Origin of the sequence: Miniphocaeibacter massiliensis (assembly GCF_900232905.1) — a bacterium.
Taxonomy (GTDB): Bacteria; Bacillota; Clostridia; order Tissierellales; family Peptoniphilaceae; genus Miniphocaeibacter; species Miniphocaeibacter massiliensis.
The window spans coordinates 728792-744712 of record NZ_OCTQ01000001.1 but is presented as its reverse complement, the minus strand read 5'-3'; the positions used below and the strand labels follow the sequence as shown (position 1 = coordinate 744712).

Genomic DNA, 15921 nt, shown 5'->3' with positions numbered 1-15921 from the left:
AATTCGTCTAGACAGTATTGCAGGACGGGAAACCTGAATTGCTTATAAGCCGGTACGTCTTAATAAAATTCCTTTACATAAATACAGGACGGGAAACCTGAGGCATGTTAGCTGTGCTAAAAAAACAAGGAGGATTTTATGAAAAGAACGGTTGACGATTTAAAACAGTACATAAGAGCAGGTAGAGCAATCAACAAGGCTACATTAGTAGTTAAAAATGGTAAGTTTGTAAACGTTATGACAAAAGAAATATATGATGCAAACGTTGCTATTTACAAAGACATGGTAGTGGCTGTCGGAAATGTTGATGATTACATTGATGACAAAACAGAAATTGTTGATGCAAAAGGAATGTATATAACACCAGGATTAATAGATGGTCATATACATAGCGAGTGTAGCAAAATGAGTATTACAAGTTACTCAAAAGCTGTTGTACCAAGGGGTACTACAAGTATGGTAAGTGGATTGGATGAATACATATCAGTATCCGGTTTAGAAGGACTACAAGAAGTTTTAGAAGAAATGAGAAGAAGTCCACTAAAAGTATTTTGGGGAACTCCATACAAAACACCATATACATTTCCAAAATCTACTGTTGCATTTAATATTACTGCCGACGTTCATAGACAAGTCCAAAAGTGGGACGATTGTCATGGAGTTTGGGAAATTGTTAGAGAAGCTGTCATAGAAGAAGACGAGGATACTTTGGGAGCTATTTCTGCAGCAATGGAGAATAATCTCCCTTTATTTGGTTGTGCTCCTATGGCAAGAGGTAAAGATTTAAATGGATATTTATGTTCAGGTGTAAGATTAGACCATGAAAGTTATTCACATGAAGAAGTAGTTGAAAAAATGAGAAATGGTATGCATATGATAATGAGAGAGTCAGAAGTAACTCCATTTATGCTAGAAAATATAAGAGCTGCAACTGAAGTAAATCCATACTTGACTAGACGTATAAGTTATTGTACTGATGATGTTACATCTTCTGATATTTTAGAACATGGACATTTAGATAGCGTTGTAAGAAAAGCTATAAAAGCTGGTATTGAACCAATTACAGCAGTTCAAATGGGAACTATAAATAGTGCAGAAGCTTATAGATTAGATCACTTAATAGGTTCAGTTTCACCAGGAAGATTGGCAGATATATTATTAGTGGATAATTTAGAAGACTTTAATGTAAAAAAAGTTATAGTTGAAGGAAAAGTTGTAGCAGAAGAGGGAAAATTATCATTTAGACTTGATCCACCAGAAAGAAGTAGTATTTTAAAAGGTAAATTAAAAGCTGAATTAACTGCAAAAGAAGACTTTGAATATAAAGTTAATATAAATGAAGGTACAGCTACGGTTCTTTCAATGGATGTTAGAGGACCATTTGTAAGAAAAAGAAAAGATATAGAATTAGAAGTTAAAAATGGAATAGTTCAATTAGACACAAGTAAAGATGTTGCAATGGTTTCAGTAATTGAAAGATTTGGAAGAAATGGAAATAAATCTTTGGCATTTTGTTCAGGTTGGAACATAAGCAAAGGAGCTATGGCTTCTTCAGCAGCACCAGATGATAACAATATTGTAGTTATGGGAGTTAATGCAGAAGATATGTCATTAGCAGTAAACCACTTAATAAAAGAAGGTGGAGGACAAATAGTTGTACGAGATGGAGAAATAGTAGATTATTTACCTTTACCAGTTGGTGGAATTGTAAGTGACATAGAGCCAGAAGAAATGTCTAAAAGAGAAAAAGAGATAAATGCAAGTGCATGGGAGCTAGGTTGCAAACTGGAACAACCGCTAATGTATATGTTCTTCTTACCTATTACTGCCATACCAGATTATGCAATTACAGATGTTGGACCAGTAGATTGTATAAACTTAACAACATTTGATCCAATAATAAACTTAAAGAGTAATTAATAAAAATAGAGGTAAAATTATGGATAAAGTTAATTTAAAAGAATTAATAGATGTGGCAGCAGGAAGAAAAAAATGTGATTTATTATTAAAAAATTGCAATATAATTGATGTATTTAGTCATAAAATAATAAAGGGAAATGTTGGTATTCATAATGGAACTATAATTGGAATAGGAGATTATGAAGGAACTAAAGAGATAGATATTGACTGGAAGTATCTATCTCCAGGTTTCATAGATGGCCATATACATATAGAATCATCTTATGTTAGTCCAGAAGAACTTGGAAAACTTCTAGTTCCTTGTGGTACCACTACAATAATTGCAGATCCTCATGAAATAGTAAATGTAAGTGGACTAGATGGATTAGATTATATGATAAAGGCATCAAAAAATACTAAATTAGATATTAAATTTATGCTACCATCATGTGTTCCAGCTACTCCATTTGAAAATGCAGGTGCTAAAATTCTTGCAGAAGATATGACAAATCATATAAAGAAAGAAGAAATTCTAGGACTTGGAGAGTTTATGGATTTTCCAGGAGTTACAAATGCAACTCCTATGGTAGTAGATAAATTAAATTTAGCAATACAAGAAAATAAATTAATAGATGGTCATTCTCCAGGAGTTGTAGGTAATGATTTAAATGCATATATATTATCAGGAATTCATACTGAACACGAATGTAGTACTGTAGAAGACATGAAGGAAAGACTAGAAAGAGGAATGTACATACTTCTAAGAGAAGGTTCAGCTTGTCATGAACTTGGGATATTAATTAAAGAAGTGACTAATGAAAATAGTAGAAGATGTCTTTTCTGTTCAGATGATAGACAGCCTAAAACAATTTTAGAAAAAGGTCATATAGACAATCATTTGAGAATATGTATAGAAAATAATATTGACCCTATTACAGCTATACAAATGGCTACACTAAATGCTGCAGAGTGTTTTAGACTTTACGATAGAGGAGCAGTTGCACCAGGTTATAGAGCAGACTTAGTAGTTCTAAATAATTTGGAAGATTTTAATGCAGAACTAGTATTTGTGAATGGAGAAAAAGTATCAGAAGATAAAAATTATTTATTTGAAGTAGAAAAAGTAGATAGCTCTATTGTAGCAAATAGTTTTAATGTAAAAGATTTTACAATAGATAAATTAGAAGCTAAAATACCTTCAGGTAAGGCAAATATAATAGAAATTCAGCCAGGCGGAGTAGTAACTAAGAAAATAAAAGAAGAAGTAAAAATAGATGAAGATAGTAATTTTATATTTTCAAAAGACAAAGATATTTTAAAAGTTGCAGTGGTTGAAAGACATAATGGTACAGGAAATGTTGCAGTAGGACTATTAAAAGGATACGGATTAAAAGAAGGAGCAATAGCATTATCTATAGCTCATGATTCACATAATATAATAGTAGTAGGTTCAAATGACAAAGATATGTACTTTGCAGTAAATGAACTTATAAAACAAAATGGAGGTATTATTCTAGTAAAAGATGAGAAAGTGATAGAAAATATGCCAATGCCATTGGGTGGAATAATGAGTGATAAAACTGGAGAATGGGTTGATAAGAAATTAAATGATATTCATAAAGTTGCTCATGAAGTATTAAAAGTAAGCAAAACTGTGGAACCAGTAATGACATTATGTTTTATGTCACTTGCCGTTATTCCAGAAATAAAATTAACAGATAAAGGATTATTTGACGTAACTATATTTGATTTTATAGATCTAGAGGTAAAGTAAACTTTCATTATATATTTTATCGCATATTATATTTTAATGTGTTAGGAGAAAATATTGAAAAAAGAAAATTTAGTACCTTTGTTTAAGGTTGAAGATGTAGGTGGCGTAGTTTACATGGTAACAAATAATATAATAAATTATTTGATAATTATCATGACTTTGTCAAACGTTTTGAAATGGCCTGATGATATAGTTTATGGGTATGTAATACCAGGTATATCTGTTGGATTATTTTTAGGAGGACTTTACTACGCTTACATGGGATATAAATTATCCAAAAAAGAAAATAGAGCAGATGTTACAGCAATTCCATCAGGAGTTTCTACACCAGCGATGTTTGTAATGTTATATGGAGTAGTGGTTCCACTAAATTATGCACTCGAAGATCCTAAATTGGCATGGTCAGCTTCAATGGCAGCATGTTTAATAGGAGGTTTTGTAGAATTTTGTGGAGGAATAGTGGGACCGTGGATTAAAAATAATGTGCCTAGAGCGGCTTTATTTGGGACAGTAGCAGGGATAGGATTTGTGTGGATGGCGACACAAGGGTTATTTGATGTATATGCTGATCCAATAGTGGGATTACCAATACTTATAGTGGCTATGCTAGGGTTTTTTGGAGGATACTTATTCCCTAAAAAGATACCACCATTACTAGTAGCTTTAGTAGGAGGAATAGTATATGCACTTGCACTAGGAAGGACTAGCATAAATTTTGAAGGAGTTGGGCTATATACGCCTAACCCAGTTACAGCTATACAAAATTTAGTAAATGGATTTGTAGTTGTAATTCCATATTTAACAGCTATAATTCCCGTTGAAATATATAATGTAATAGAAACAGTAGATAATGTTGAAGCGGCAAATGTTGCAGGAGATGATTATAGTGTTAGAGAAACATCTTTTGTGAATGGTATTTGCACTATGATATCTGCGTTATTTGGAGGAATAATACCTAATTCCATATGGTTAGGTCACGCAGGGCTTAAAAAATCAGGTACAGGAATAGGATATTCAATAATATCTGCGGTTATATTATTATTGGCAGGTGTGTTTGGATTATTTACATTTTTAAATAATTTAGTTCCAAGGTCTGTTTGTGCAGTAACATTCTTATGGTGTTCAATAGTTATGGTTGCACAGGCTTTCAAAGAATGCAAAGTTAAACATTATGCTGCAGTAGGAATAGCTATGATACCACCTTTTGCAGACTATATATTTTCAGAAGTAACAGGAGCATTAGGTGTTATGAATGTTTTTACAGAAATACAAGCATCTGGATTAAATGAATATACAATAGAAATGACCGATAAACTTGTAAATGGAGGAGTAATGTGGGAAGGTATACCAGCGGTTAAGTCTGGAGCAATTCTTGTAGGAGTGGTACTAGGAACATTAACTGTATACATAATAGATAATAGATTAGACAGAGTAGCACTCACACTTTTTGTAGGAGCAGCATTATCATTCTTTGGTCTAATACATAATGCACAAATGGGCATATTCCCTACATCACCATTTGTTATAGGCTATATTGTATCAGGAATATTAGCTTTAGCATTACATTTTAGTCATAAAAACAAGAAGTTGTTAGAAATAGAGGAAGATTTTGAATATGTTTAAATCATAAGAGGTTAGTATGTGATAAATATAGAGATAAATAATATCAAATATTAAAATTAAGAAAGAGGACTAAGTAAGTTAATAGTCCTCTTTTTTATTTAAGTCAAAATAAGAGTAAAATCTTAAAAGATTAGTAAATAGTAGTAGGTTTACACATAAATACAAATTTAGAGTATAATATATTAATGTAAATACTAATCAATATATAAAGGAGAGATTATGAAAGAAGATTTTCTACCTATAATATTAGGAACAGATATAAATGCTTATGGAGTTGCAAGGTCATTCCACCAAGCTTATGGAATAAATTCAGTAACACTTGGCAAAATGCCATTACCATTTACACAAAATTCTAAAATAGTAGATGTTAAAACTTTTGAAGGATTCGATACTCAAGATGTATTTTTAGAAAAAATGCTAGAGGTGGGTAAAAAATATAGTGAACAAGGTAAAAAATTAATACTTATTTCTTGTTCAGATGGATATACTAGTTTAATAACCAATAATAAAGAAGCTTTAGAAGAATATTTTTTATTTAATTATGTTTCTTTAGAGATGCAGCAACAGCTAGAGAACAAAAAAGATTTTTATGAAATTTGTGAAAAATATGGCTTAGATTATCCAAACACTTATGTAATTTCTAAAGATATGAGAGATAATTATGAAATTCCTTTTGAATTTCCTTTAGCTGTAAAACCAAATGATAGTATTGAGTTTTTACATTTAGACTTTGAAGGAAAGAAAAAAGCATACAAGGCTAATAATAAAGAAGAATATGAAAAAATTATAAAAGATGTATATGATGCAGGTTATACTGGAGAACTTATAGTTCAAGATTTTATCCCAGGAGACCATTCAACTATGGCTGTTTTAAATGCATATGTAGATACAAAAGGCAGAGTGAAAATGATGTGTTTCGGAAAATGTCTTTTAGATGAATGTCAACCACAAGGTATAGGTAATTACAATGCTTTAGTTACCCAAGATAATCCAGAAATTTATAAAATGGCTAAAAAGTTTTTGGAAGACATTAATTATAGAGGGTTTGCAAACTTTGATTTTAAATATGACAGAAGAGATGGAAAACATAAAGTGTTTGAAATAAATATAAGACAAGGGCGTTCAAGTTTTTATATGACTACTGGTGGTTGTAATTTTGTTGAATTTTTAGTGGACGATTTAATATATGGAAAAGATGAGCCTACATACTATCATAAGAGGGAAAAATTATGGTTATATGCAGACCCTTCAGTGTTAAAAAAATATGCTAATAAAGATGATGCTGAATATGCAAAGAAATTAATAAAAAAAGGTTATGAATTTACTCAGTGGTATAAAGAAGATAGAAATTTAAAGAGATTTTTACTTTATATGAGAAGAAGACTTGGAACTATAAAATATTATCCAAAACTTCAGCCAAGTAGACAAGAAGATTAATAATTATTATAGAAAAAAAGAAAGTTATATAACTTTCTTTTTTTATTATAAATTTAAGAAAATAGTAATAAACAAAAACTTTGAATTATTGAGTAAAAATTGTTGACTTAAGGCGGACAAAAGGGTATACTAATTAAGGTCAATGTAAAAGGTTGACAGCGAGGAAGAGGTAAAGATGGAGAAACTTGTTGAGGTAGGAATACTTTTTGACTATTATGGAGAACTTCTTTCAAAGAAACAGTATAAAATGGTTGATGAGTATTACAATGAGGATTTGTCATTAACAGAAATTGCTGAAATTTATGGGGTTTCTAAGCAAGCAGTTTCTGAAAATATTAAAAGAGCAGTTAACAAATTATATGAATTTGAAGAAAATTTAAGATTAATGAAAAAAAATGACGAAATAAATAAGTTGTTAACTACAATTAATTTGGAATTGGAAATGCTGGAAGTTAATACTAATGATAAAGACAAATTAGAAAAAATAGTTTCTAAAATAAATAAGTTCCAGAGAGAAAACATGGGAGATAGTAGTTATGATATTTGAAAATTTATCCGATAAATTACAAAATGCCCTTTCTAAGCTAACTGGTAAAGGTAAACTTACAGAAAAAGATATTGATGTAGCAATGAGAGAAGTTAAACTAGCGCTGTTAGAAGCGGATGTTAACTTCAAAGTTGTTAAAGATTTTATAAAAACTGTAAAGGAAAGAGCATTGGGCTCAGAAGTTATGGAAAGCCTTACTCCAGGACAGCAAGTCGTTAAGATTGTAAATGAAGAACTTACAAAATTAATGGGTGAAAGTGAGGCAAAATTAAACATATCATCTAATCCTCCAACAGTAATCTTGTTAACTGGTTTGCAAGGAGCAGGTAAGACTACTCATGGTGGTAAGCTTGCACTTCATTTGAAGAAACAAGGTAAAAGACCTCTTTTAGTTGCAGGAGATATTTATAGACCAGCAGCTATAAAACAATTACAAGTTGTTGGAGAAAAAGTTGGTGTTCCAGTATTTACACTTGGAGATAAAATTAGCCCTGTAGAAATAGCCAAACAAGCAATTGAAGAGGCAAAGAAAAATAGTAATGACGTTGTTATATTAGATACAGCGGGACGTCTTCATATAGATGAAGAATTAATGCAAGAACTAAGAGATATTAAATCTACAGTAAATCCAGATGAAATACTTTTAGTAGTAGATGCTATGACAGGACAAGATGCAGTAAATGTTGCAAAAACATTTAATGAAGAATTAGATGTAACTGGAATTATTCTTACAAAATTAGATGGTGATGCAAGAGGTGGAGCAGCTCTTTCAATTAGAAATGTAGCAGAAAAACCTATTAAGTTTATTGGTGTTGGAGAAAAGCTAGAAGATTTAGAACCATTCCATCCAGATAGAATGGCATCTAGAATACTTGGAATGGGTGATGTTTTATCTTTAATAGAAAAAGCACAAACAGCAATAGATGAAAAGAAAGCTAGAGAATTAGAAGAAAAAATAAGGTCGCAAAAATATGACTTTAATGACTTCCTAGAACAACTTGGTCAAATGAGAAACATGGGACCAATTGAAGATTTACTTGGAATGATACCAGGAGTAAATTCTAAAGCACTAAAAGGAATTAGCTTTGGAGAAAAAGAAATAAAAAAGATTGAAGCAATGATTCAGTCCATGACACAGAAAGAAAGAGAAAATCCTGAAATAATAGATGCTAGTAGAAGAAAGAGAATAGCAAACGGTTCAGGGTCAAATATTTCCGAATTAAATAAACTTTTAAAACAGTTTAAAGACACTAAAAAAATGATGAAACAAATGGGAAATATGGGTAAAAACATGAAAAAAAGAGGTAAGTTCGGCTTTCCGCTTTTTAAATAAATTTTAAATAAAAAATTTTGGAGGTTTTATTAATGGCAGTAAAAATTAGATTAAAAAGAATAGGATCAAAGAAAAATCCATTTTATAGAATAGTAGTAGCAGATGAAAGAGCTCCTAGAGATGGAAAATTCATAGAAGAAATAGGATACTATAATCCACTAACTGAGCCTAAAACAGTTAAAGTAGATGCTGAAAAAGTAAACCAATGGATTAAAAATGGTGCAAAACCAACAGATACAGTAAACAGATTATTTAAAAATAATGGTGTTTACGAAGCTAAATAATAGCCTTTAATAGGAGGTATTATGGTTGAATTAGTAGAAGCTATTGCAAAAGAATTAGTAGAAAAACCTGAGGCAGTAGTTGTTACAAGTAGAGAAGAAGGCAATACCTTAGTAATTGAAGTTAAGGCAGACTCTAATGATTTAGGAAGAATTATAGGAAAAGAAGGTAAAATAGCAAAAGCTATAAGAACTTTGGTTAAAGCTGCCGCTATCAAAGATGGTATAAAAGTAGCTGTAGATATTATTCAGTAGGTATTTATGGAACTTATAAAAGTAGGATATATAACCAATACTCATGGGATAAAAGGTGATATAAAAATTTATCCATTAACTGATTATCCAGAAAGATTTGATGAAAAAATTGATTTTTACATTGAAGATGAAAAGACTAAAGTAAAAATTAAAAAGACAAGACTTCATAGAGGGTTGGTTTATGTAAAACTTGAAGGTTATAACAATATAAACGAAGTACTAAAATTCAAAGACAAATATATTTATATTAATGAGGAAGATAGACTGGAATTGCCAGAAGATATTTACTATATTAGCGATTTAGTTGGTATGGAAATAATAGATGGTGACAAGCTTATTGGAGTTGTAAAAGAGGTTATGTCTAACCAAGCAAATGATATTTATATTTGTGAAGATAAGAATAAAAAAGAATTTATGATACCAGCAGTAAAAGAATTTATAAAAAATGTAGATATAAAAAATGGGAAAATTTATACTGAATTAATAGAAGGTATTATTGAATGAAATTTCAAATATTGACATTATTTCCAGAATTTATTAACTCATTGAACAATTATGGTGTAATAGGTAAGGCTTTAGAAAAAGGAATAATAGATTTAACTGTTAAAAATATTAGAGATTATTCTAAAGATAAACACAATAGAGTTGATGATGAGATATATGGTGGAGGAGCAGGAATGTTAATGACACCTCAACCAGTTTATGACTGCATTATGGATTCTAAAACAAAAGATAGCCTAGTTGTATATATGTCTCCACAAGGGGAAGTGCTAGACCAAGAAAAGTGTAAAGAGTTGTCAAAATATGATGATATTATACTTTTGTGTGGTCATTATGAAGGTATAGACTCAAGAATAGTAGATAATTACGTAGACATGGAATTATCTATTGGAGATTATGTAATGACAGGTGGAGAACTTGCAGCAATGGTAGTAATAGATTCAGTTTCTAGACTTGTAGAAGGAGTACTTGGAAATGATGAAAGTGCAGTAACAGACTCTCATTATAATGTATTACTTCAAAATAATGTATATACAAGACCTAGAGAATTTAATGGACATAAAGTACCAGAAGTTTTATTTAGTGGTAACCATAAAAAAATAGAAGAGTGGAAAAAAGAAAGCTCTTTAGTAAATACTAAGAATAAAAGACCAGACATATATGAAAAATATATAAAAAACAATAAATTGAAATAGCGTAATTATTATGCTATAATCACAAAGTCATGTAAAACGGATGGTCCTCTGCTTTCAAAGCAAGAACATTTAATAAATAGGAGGATTTTACAAATGGATATAATAAAGCAAATAGAACAAGAACAAGTTAGAGAAAATAAATTTGAATTTAATGTTGGAGACACAGTAGTATTAGACTACAGAATTAAAGAAGGTTCTAAAGAAAGAATCCAAAAATTCGAGGGAACAGTTATAAAAATTCAAGGAACAGGCTCAAGAAAAACTTTTACAGTAAGAAGAGTTGCTTATGGAACTGGAATTGAAAGAACATTCCCAATGAACTCACCAAGAGTTGAAGCATTAAAAGTTATAAGAAAAGGTAAAGTTAGAAGATCTAAATTATATTACTTAAGAGATAGAGTAGGTAAAGCTGCTAAAGTAAAAGAAAAACAAAGCTTCAGATAAGATAAAAGCGCTAATAATAGCGCTTTTTTGTTTACTATAACTATTCTTGTATTTTTTCAATTACATTATCAACAGGTACTTCATTGCTTTTATCATTAATTGGAAGTAATTCTTTAGTGTTTTCATCTAATTGCACCTTATCCTTTTCTATTTTTAAATAAGATTGGTCTAAATTTATTAAAGATGCAGGGAAGTTTTCATAAGTTTCTAGGAAAAATATTCCATTTGTACCAATTGAAAATTTTGAGTCAATATCTTCAGAAGAAGGTATTTTTATTTGTACAGTTTTATTAGTATAGTTAGAAGTTTCAATTGTTTCATCTATTTTTATAGTGTATAAATGATACTTTATTTCTGTTTCGTATTCCTCACCAGGAGTAAGTTTTATTTCATGTATACCATCATCGCTTATTATACTTCCTTTTATAATTAAATTACTAGCATTTTTCATTTCTTCTAGAGAATTAAAATATTCATAATCAAATTGTGGTGTAGGATTAAAAACTATACTAGTACTGGAATTATTTTTGTTATAATCAGTACAGGATGTACAAATAAACAATGTTAAGATAGAAACTAAAGATAATATATAAATTTTTTTAATCATTTTATTCCTCCTTATTCATATTAGGGATATACTTTTTCTACCCCATTTATTTCATCTGAGGTAGGTTTGTAAACAATATATCTATTTCTACTATGTGACATTAAAGTATAGGCATTATTAGTATGACCTAGATTTAAGGCGTGCCCCATTTCATGAGCGATAACACTTTGCCTAAAAGCGTAACTAGCAGGAATTGTACGGTCATTAATATATATATTAAAAATAGATACCCTCTTATTAGAAGTAATAATTGGACCAGGGGAATATCTGCCAAACCAACTATCTGGATAATTACTAACAACAACATTGCTAACTGAAGAATTATCATTTCCCCAGTTTATTTTTGAATACGCACTATTCCATGAAGCTTGAGCATTTCTATATGGGGTTTCATATTTGCTATTACTTGCAATTTTAGCATTGACTCTTATTCTAGATGTGTAGCTACCACTATTTTGTATATAGTAAGCTTTTACTGTGTAAGATATAACAAAGATACTCAATAAAATTATTGATAAAAAACACTTTTTCTTCATATTAATTCCTCCGACTTTATTTTTTATTAATTTAGTTTACTTTACTTGGCTCCTTTCATAATATTAGGTAAATTAATACCTTATACAATTAATACAAATTTAAGATACAATATGTTACAAAATATGGAGAAATCATCAAGAGATACACAATATGTTGCAAAAATGCAACAAATATAATTTTATTAATATATAATTAAAACAAAATATATGTAATAAAATGATTTTTAAAGGGTTTATATCAATTTTAAAATAAAGAGATAGTGTATGAAAAGAAAAATTTATATTAAGCTAATTTCAATAGTGATGACAATACTTAAACTTCACCTCTATTAAATAAATAATTTGAGTTCAACAATATAAATATAACCAAAGCAAAAGAAAGAATAAAATAAATTACAAAGCTTATATTATGTCCTACTAAATTAAATTTGTTGATATATTTTGGAATATTAAATATATCCCAAGAGTTAAGTCTTAAAAATCTGCCAATATATATTGCAAAACCAGAAGCTAAAGACAATATAAATCTAAAGCTTATCTTTGAAATATTTTTACTTTTAAAGTTAAATATTTGGAAAATAGTTTTTTCTACATATCGTTCAGAAATAAATCCACAAAAAATAGAGTAAGCTACACCAATTGCTATTGTCAATAAATTTATCCAGTTTGTAATATTGGTAGAGTATATCTTTAAATATTCACCATAATTTGATCCAGCTACTGTTTTATAAAATTCTAAAGTAGATAAATGAATAATATCTGTTATTACATAGAAAGTGTTAGGCCAAAATATTAGCCATAAAAAGAATAGCAGAAATAGTAAGATTTTTTTATTAGCAACATATAATAATTTTTCTGAAAAAAGCACAGGTAAAAAAGCTAAAAATATATTCCACACTAGCATTGGATTTAAAAATGACAAATCTCCATATTGAAACAATTTTAAATTTAAAAAGACAAATAGTAAAATAAAGATAAAATGTTTAAAATACATATTATTATAAAATTTGTTTAGTATAGTGTTATTATTCATATGTAAAATACTCCAGTATAAATTAGTTGTTTAATTAGGAAAATAATCTTATTCTGATAATTATATCATAATGCATTTATAATATTGAATTTAATACATAAACTATAATATAGATATAAGTATACAAAAGATTTATATTTTATAAAAATTACTATATACTTACATAAGTAATGTAAATATGGTGGAGGTAAGTATATGAAAAATAAATTATTGATTTGTACAATTTTAATTGTAAGTTTTATTATTACAGGATGCAATACTAAAAAAAATGAAATTAAAGAAGAAATTTCAGATAGGATTACTAAATCTTTGAAAACAGATATATATTCTAAAGAGGAAATTGAAGAGATTTTAGAATCAGAAGATTTCAGAAAAAAAGATATTGACTATGCTATGGGAAAAATGGATGAAAATATATGGGAAGAACAAGCTTTGGAAAAAGCAAAGAGGTATCTTAATGATGAAATATATTCAAAAGAATCTTTAACAAGTAAGTTAGAAAAAGATAAGTTTAGAAAAAAGGATATAGAATATGCAATTAAAGAGCTAGGAGATAGTATATGGAAAGAACAAGCTATAAAAATAGCAGAAAAATACTTGGAAGATGGTGAATATTCAAAGAGTGAATTAGTAGATATGATTGAATTTAGAGGATTTACAAAAGAAGAGGCTAATTATGCATTAAACGAATTAAATTTTTCAGATGAAGAATTTGCATTAGAAAAAGCTAGGAATTATATTAAAAGTTCAGCCTTTTCAAGAATTAGTTTAATAAAGCAACTGGAATTTGAGGGGTATTCTAAAGAACATGCAACTGTAGCAGTTGATAAACTTAATGTAAATTGGAAAGAACAGGCAGTTATAAAAGCTAAAGAATGGCAAGAGTATGGCAAGGAAACTAAAAGTGATATAATGGGTATATTACAAACTGAGGGATTTACAGGAGCAGAAATAATTTATGCTGTAGTAAAATTAGATTTTTAAAAATATTAATAAAATTATTAACCAAAATTACTAATATTTTATTGGGATTTTGGTTTTTTTATTATTAAATTAATGAATAATTTAATAATAGTATATAATAAGTGATAGAGGAAATTAAACTAGGAGGAAAATTATGAACAATATGAATATAAACTGGTATCCAGGTCATATGAAAAAAACTATAGATTCTTTGAAGTCCTCTTTAAAATTAGTAGATATAGTTGCAGAGTTAATAGACTCAAGAATTCCTATTGCTAGTAGGAATCCTTTAATAGATGAAATTTTAGAAAATAAGCCAAGGATTATTTTATTAAATAAAAAAGATTTATCTAATCAAGAAGAAAACTCAAAGTGGGTGGAATATTTTAAATCTAAAGGACATGAGACTGTCATGATTAATTCTATGACAGGTCAAGGCGTAGAGAATATTGAAAAAGCTTGTAAAAAGCAGTTGAAAGATAAGTTTGAAAAAAACAAAGAAAAAAACATTAAATCTAATAGAATTAGACTTATGATTGTAGGTATACCTAATGTAGGAAAATCTACTCTAATTAATAGACTTGCAAATAAAAAATCAGCAAAAGTTGGAAATAGACCAGGAGTCACAAAAAATAACCAATGGATAAAAACTAAGGGTAATATTGAACTTTTGGATACTCCAGGAGTACTTTGGCCTAAGTTTGAAGATAAGCTAACAGGACTTAATTTAGCTTATACAGGAGCTATAAAAGATGAAATAATGGATGTTGAAAACTTAGCTTTTTCTTTAATAGAAACACTTCAAAAAATAGATGAAAATATACTATCAAATAGATATGGTATAGAAACATCAGAAAGGCCTACTATAGATATTATGGACGATATAGCTTTAAAAAGAGGAGCGATATTAAAGGGAAGAGAAATAGATTATACAAAAACAGCAAATATTATTTTAGATGAATTTAGAAAAGGTGTTTTAGGACAAATTACTTTAGAAAAGGTTGAAGATATAAATGTTCGAGTATGATTTAAGTGAGTATTACGGAAAAAACATGGTTTTAGCAGGAGTTGACGAAGTAGGAAGAGGACCTTTAGCAGGACCTGTTGTTGCTTGTTCTGTTATTATGCCAAACAATGAGTTTATAGAAGGAATAAGAGATTCTAAAAAATTATCTGAAAAGAAAAGAAATTTATTTGCTGCAGAGATAAAAGAAAAAGCTATAGCCATAGGCATAGGAGTAGTAAATGAGAAAGCTATAGACAAAATAAATATAAAACAGGCTACTTTATTAGCTATGAAAATTGCTGTTGAAAATATGAAAGACAAAGAAGGAAATTTAGTCAAACCTGATATGATTTTTATAGATGCAGAAAAAATAGATTCAGAAATAAAACAAGTTTCTATAATTAAAGGTGATGACAAATGCTATCCAATAGCCTGTGCTTCTATTGTTGCTAAGGTATGTAGAGATAGTATGTTTAAGGAATTAGAAGAACAATACCCTGGTTATGATCTTATAAATAACAAAGGTTATGGAACTAAAAAGCATAGAGAAGCTTTATTGGAGCTAGGCCCTACACCAATTCATAGGATGTCTTTTCTTAAAAAGATTTTAGGAAATAAAAGATGAATTCTAATATTATTGGGCAAAAAGGTGAAGATATAGCCTTAGAATATTTAATAAAAAAAGGATATGATTTTATAGAAAAAAATTATAAAGTTTATTCTGGAGAAATAGACTTGATTTTTAGAGATGGAACTTATTTAGTATTTGTAGAAGTTAAGTATAGAAAAAATATTAAATTTGGTTATCCTAGAGATTTTGTAACTACAAAGAAACAAAGAAAAATTATTTCAGCAGCAGAAAGCTTTATAGAAGAAAAAGAACTTTACAATATGCAACCAAGGTTTGATGTTGTAGAAATTATAGAACAAACAGGAGTAATAGAGCATTTAGTCAATGCTTTTCCATAAAATAAAATTTTCATTGGA

Annotated in this window: 18 protein-coding genes; 15 read left to right on the top strand and 3 right to left on the bottom strand. The window is 28.9% G+C overall.

Annotated elements, in window-relative coordinates; all coding sequences use genetic code 11:
• The first annotated feature begins 138 nt into the window (after nt 1-138).
• The 11 genes from CS899_RS03920 to rplS all read left to right on the top strand — a co-directional run bounded on the left by CS899_RS03920 (nt 139) and on the right by rplS (nt 10789).
• Nucleotides 139-1920, top strand: coding sequence for an adenine deaminase C-terminal domain-containing protein (locus CS899_RS03920; protein ID WP_099203640.1), 1782 nt, complete (start codon nt 139-141; stop codon nt 1918-1920).
• Between the two features lie 19 nt (nt 1921-1939).
• On the top strand, nt 1940-3673 hold the full coding sequence (ade, locus tag CS899_RS03915; RefSeq protein ID WP_099203639.1) for an adenine deaminase: 1734 nt from the start codon (nt 1940-1942) through the stop codon (nt 3671-3673).
• Nucleotides 3674-3727: 54 nt separating this feature from the next.
• Nucleotides 3728-5296, top strand: a complete 1569-nt coding sequence (locus tag CS899_RS03910; protein ID WP_242491860.1) for a xanthine/uracil/vitamin C permease — start codon at nt 3728-3730, stop codon at nt 5294-5296.
• Between the two features lie 219 nt (nt 5297-5515).
• Nucleotides 5516-6733 carry a carboxylate--amine ligase gene (locus CS899_RS03905; RefSeq protein ID WP_099203637.1) on the top strand — a complete coding sequence of 406 codons (1218 nt, stop codon included), beginning with the start codon at nt 5516-5518 and terminating at the stop codon, nt 6731-6733.
• Nucleotides 6734-6908: 175 nt separating this feature from the next.
• Nucleotides 6909-7280, top strand: a complete 372-nt coding sequence (ylxM, locus tag CS899_RS03900) for a YlxM family DNA-binding protein (protein ID WP_099203636.1) — start codon at nt 6909-6911, stop codon at nt 7278-7280.
• The gene (gene ffh, locus CS899_RS03895; RefSeq protein WP_099203635.1) at nt 7270-8613 is read left to right on the top strand and encodes a signal recognition particle protein; all 1344 of its coding nucleotides are present in this window, start codon (nt 7270-7272) and stop codon (nt 8611-8613) included. The genes ylxM and ffh overlap by 11 nt, the downstream gene beginning before the upstream one ends.
• 32 nt (nt 8614-8645) lie before the next feature.
• Nucleotides 8646-8897: a 30S ribosomal protein S16 gene (rpsP, locus tag CS899_RS03890; protein WP_099203634.1), complete on the top strand. Its 252-nt coding sequence runs from the start codon at nt 8646-8648 to the stop codon at nt 8895-8897.
• Nucleotides 8898-8918: 21 nt separating this feature from the next.
• Nucleotides 8919-9149 carry a KH domain-containing protein gene (locus CS899_RS03885; RefSeq protein ID WP_099203633.1) on the top strand — a complete coding sequence of 77 codons (231 nt, stop codon included), beginning with the start codon at nt 8919-8921 and terminating at the stop codon, nt 9147-9149.
• A 6-nt stretch (nt 9150-9155) separates the two neighbouring features.
• Nucleotides 9156-9653, top strand: coding sequence for a ribosome maturation factor RimM (gene rimM / locus CS899_RS03880; protein WP_099203632.1), 498 nt, complete (start codon nt 9156-9158; stop codon nt 9651-9653).
• Nucleotides 9650-10345 carry a tRNA (guanosine(37)-N1)-methyltransferase TrmD gene (gene trmD / locus CS899_RS03875; protein WP_099203631.1) on the top strand — a complete coding sequence of 232 codons (696 nt, stop codon included), beginning with the start codon at nt 9650-9652 and terminating at the stop codon, nt 10343-10345. Before rimM ends, trmD begins: the two co-directional genes overlap by 4 nt.
• Nucleotides 10346-10438: 93 nt before the next feature.
• Nucleotides 10439-10789, top strand: coding sequence for a 50S ribosomal protein L19 (gene rplS / locus CS899_RS03870; protein WP_099203630.1), 351 nt, complete (start codon nt 10439-10441; stop codon nt 10787-10789).
• A 40-nt stretch (nt 10790-10829) separates the two neighbouring features.
• Here rplS and CS899_RS03865 read toward each other — a convergent pair whose 3' ends face one another.
• From CS899_RS03865 to CS899_RS03855, 3 genes are all read right to left on the bottom strand, one after another.
• Entirely contained in the window at nt 10830-11396 is a 567-nt protein-coding gene (locus CS899_RS03865) for a hypothetical protein (protein ID WP_099203629.1), read from the bottom strand.
• 20 nt (nt 11397-11416) lie between these two features.
• Entirely contained in the window at nt 11417-11932 is a 516-nt protein-coding gene (locus tag CS899_RS03860) for a matrixin family metalloprotease (protein WP_099203628.1), read from the bottom strand.
• Nucleotides 11933-12245: 313 nt separating this feature from the next.
• Entirely contained in the window at nt 12246-12854 is a 609-nt protein-coding gene (locus CS899_RS03855) for a DUF1361 domain-containing protein (RefSeq protein ID WP_164995838.1), read from the bottom strand.
• Nucleotides 12855-13160: 306 nt separating this feature from the next.
• Here CS899_RS03855 and CS899_RS03850 point away from each other — a divergent pair, with 306 nt between their 5' ends.
• From CS899_RS03850 to CS899_RS03835, 4 genes are all read left to right on the top strand, one after another.
• A complete protein-coding gene (locus CS899_RS03850; protein WP_099203626.1) occupies nt 13161-13949 on the top strand; it encodes an Ltp family lipoprotein in 789 nt (262 codons plus the stop codon).
• Nucleotides 13950-14082: 133 nt separating this feature from the next.
• On the top strand, nt 14083-14955 hold the full coding sequence (gene ylqF / locus CS899_RS03845) for a ribosome biogenesis GTPase YlqF (RefSeq protein ID WP_099203625.1): 873 nt from the start codon (nt 14083-14085) through the stop codon (nt 14953-14955).
• Nucleotides 14942-15559, top strand: a complete 618-nt coding sequence (locus tag CS899_RS03840; RefSeq protein WP_099203624.1) for a ribonuclease HII — start codon at nt 14942-14944, stop codon at nt 15557-15559. The genes ylqF and CS899_RS03840 overlap by 14 nt, the downstream gene beginning before the upstream one ends.
• Nucleotides 15556-15903, top strand: a complete 348-nt coding sequence (locus CS899_RS03835) for a YraN family protein (RefSeq protein ID WP_099203623.1) — start codon at nt 15556-15558, stop codon at nt 15901-15903. Before CS899_RS03840 ends, CS899_RS03835 begins: the two co-directional genes overlap by 4 nt.
• Nucleotides 15904-15921: the final 18 nt, after the last annotated feature.

Excerpts from the sequence above, each read along its gene's own strand:
- CS899_RS03920 (WP_099203640.1), top strand. The coding sequence starts at position 139 with ATGAAAAGAACGGTTGACGATTTAAAACAGTACATAAGAGCAGGTAGA.
- ade (WP_099203639.1), top strand. The coding sequence starts at position 1,940 with ATGGATAAAGTTAATTTAAAAGAATTAATAGATGTGGCAGCAGGAAGA.
- CS899_RS03905 (WP_099203637.1), top strand. The coding sequence starts at position 5,516 with ATGAAAGAAGATTTTCTACCTATAATATTAGGAACAGATATAAATGCT.
- ylxM (WP_099203636.1), top strand. The coding sequence starts at position 6,909 with ATGGAGAAACTTGTTGAGGTAGGAATACTTTTTGACTATTATGGAGAA.
- ffh (WP_099203635.1), top strand. The coding sequence starts at position 7,270 with ATGATATTTGAAAATTTATCCGATAAATTACAAAATGCCCTTTCTAAG.
- rpsP (WP_099203634.1), top strand. The coding sequence starts at position 8,646 with ATGGCAGTAAAAATTAGATTAAAAAGAATAGGATCAAAGAAAAATCCA.
- CS899_RS03885 (WP_099203633.1), top strand. The coding sequence starts at position 8,919 with ATGGTTGAATTAGTAGAAGCTATTGCAAAAGAATTAGTAGAAAAACCT.
- rimM (WP_099203632.1), top strand. The coding sequence starts at position 9,156 with ATGGAACTTATAAAAGTAGGATATATAACCAATACTCATGGGATAAAA.
- trmD (WP_099203631.1), top strand. The coding sequence starts at position 9,650 with ATGAAATTTCAAATATTGACATTATTTCCAGAATTTATTAACTCATTG.
- rplS (WP_099203630.1), top strand. The coding sequence starts at position 10,439 with ATGGATATAATAAAGCAAATAGAACAAGAACAAGTTAGAGAAAATAAA.
- CS899_RS03865 (WP_099203629.1), bottom strand. The coding sequence starts at position 11,396 with ATGATTAAAAAAATTTATATATTATCTTTAGTTTCTATCTTAACATTG.
- CS899_RS03860 (WP_099203628.1), bottom strand. The coding sequence starts at position 11,932 with ATGAAGAAAAAGTGTTTTTTATCAATAATTTTATTGAGTATCTTTGTT.
- CS899_RS03850 (WP_099203626.1), top strand. The coding sequence starts at position 13,161 with ATGAAAAATAAATTATTGATTTGTACAATTTTAATTGTAAGTTTTATT.
- ylqF (WP_099203625.1), top strand. The coding sequence starts at position 14,083 with ATGAACAATATGAATATAAACTGGTATCCAGGTCATATGAAAAAAACT.
- CS899_RS03840 (WP_099203624.1), top strand. The coding sequence starts at position 14,942 with ATGTTCGAGTATGATTTAAGTGAGTATTACGGAAAAAACATGGTTTTA.
- CS899_RS03835 (WP_099203623.1), top strand. The coding sequence starts at position 15,556 with ATGAATTCTAATATTATTGGGCAAAAAGGTGAAGATATAGCCTTAGAA.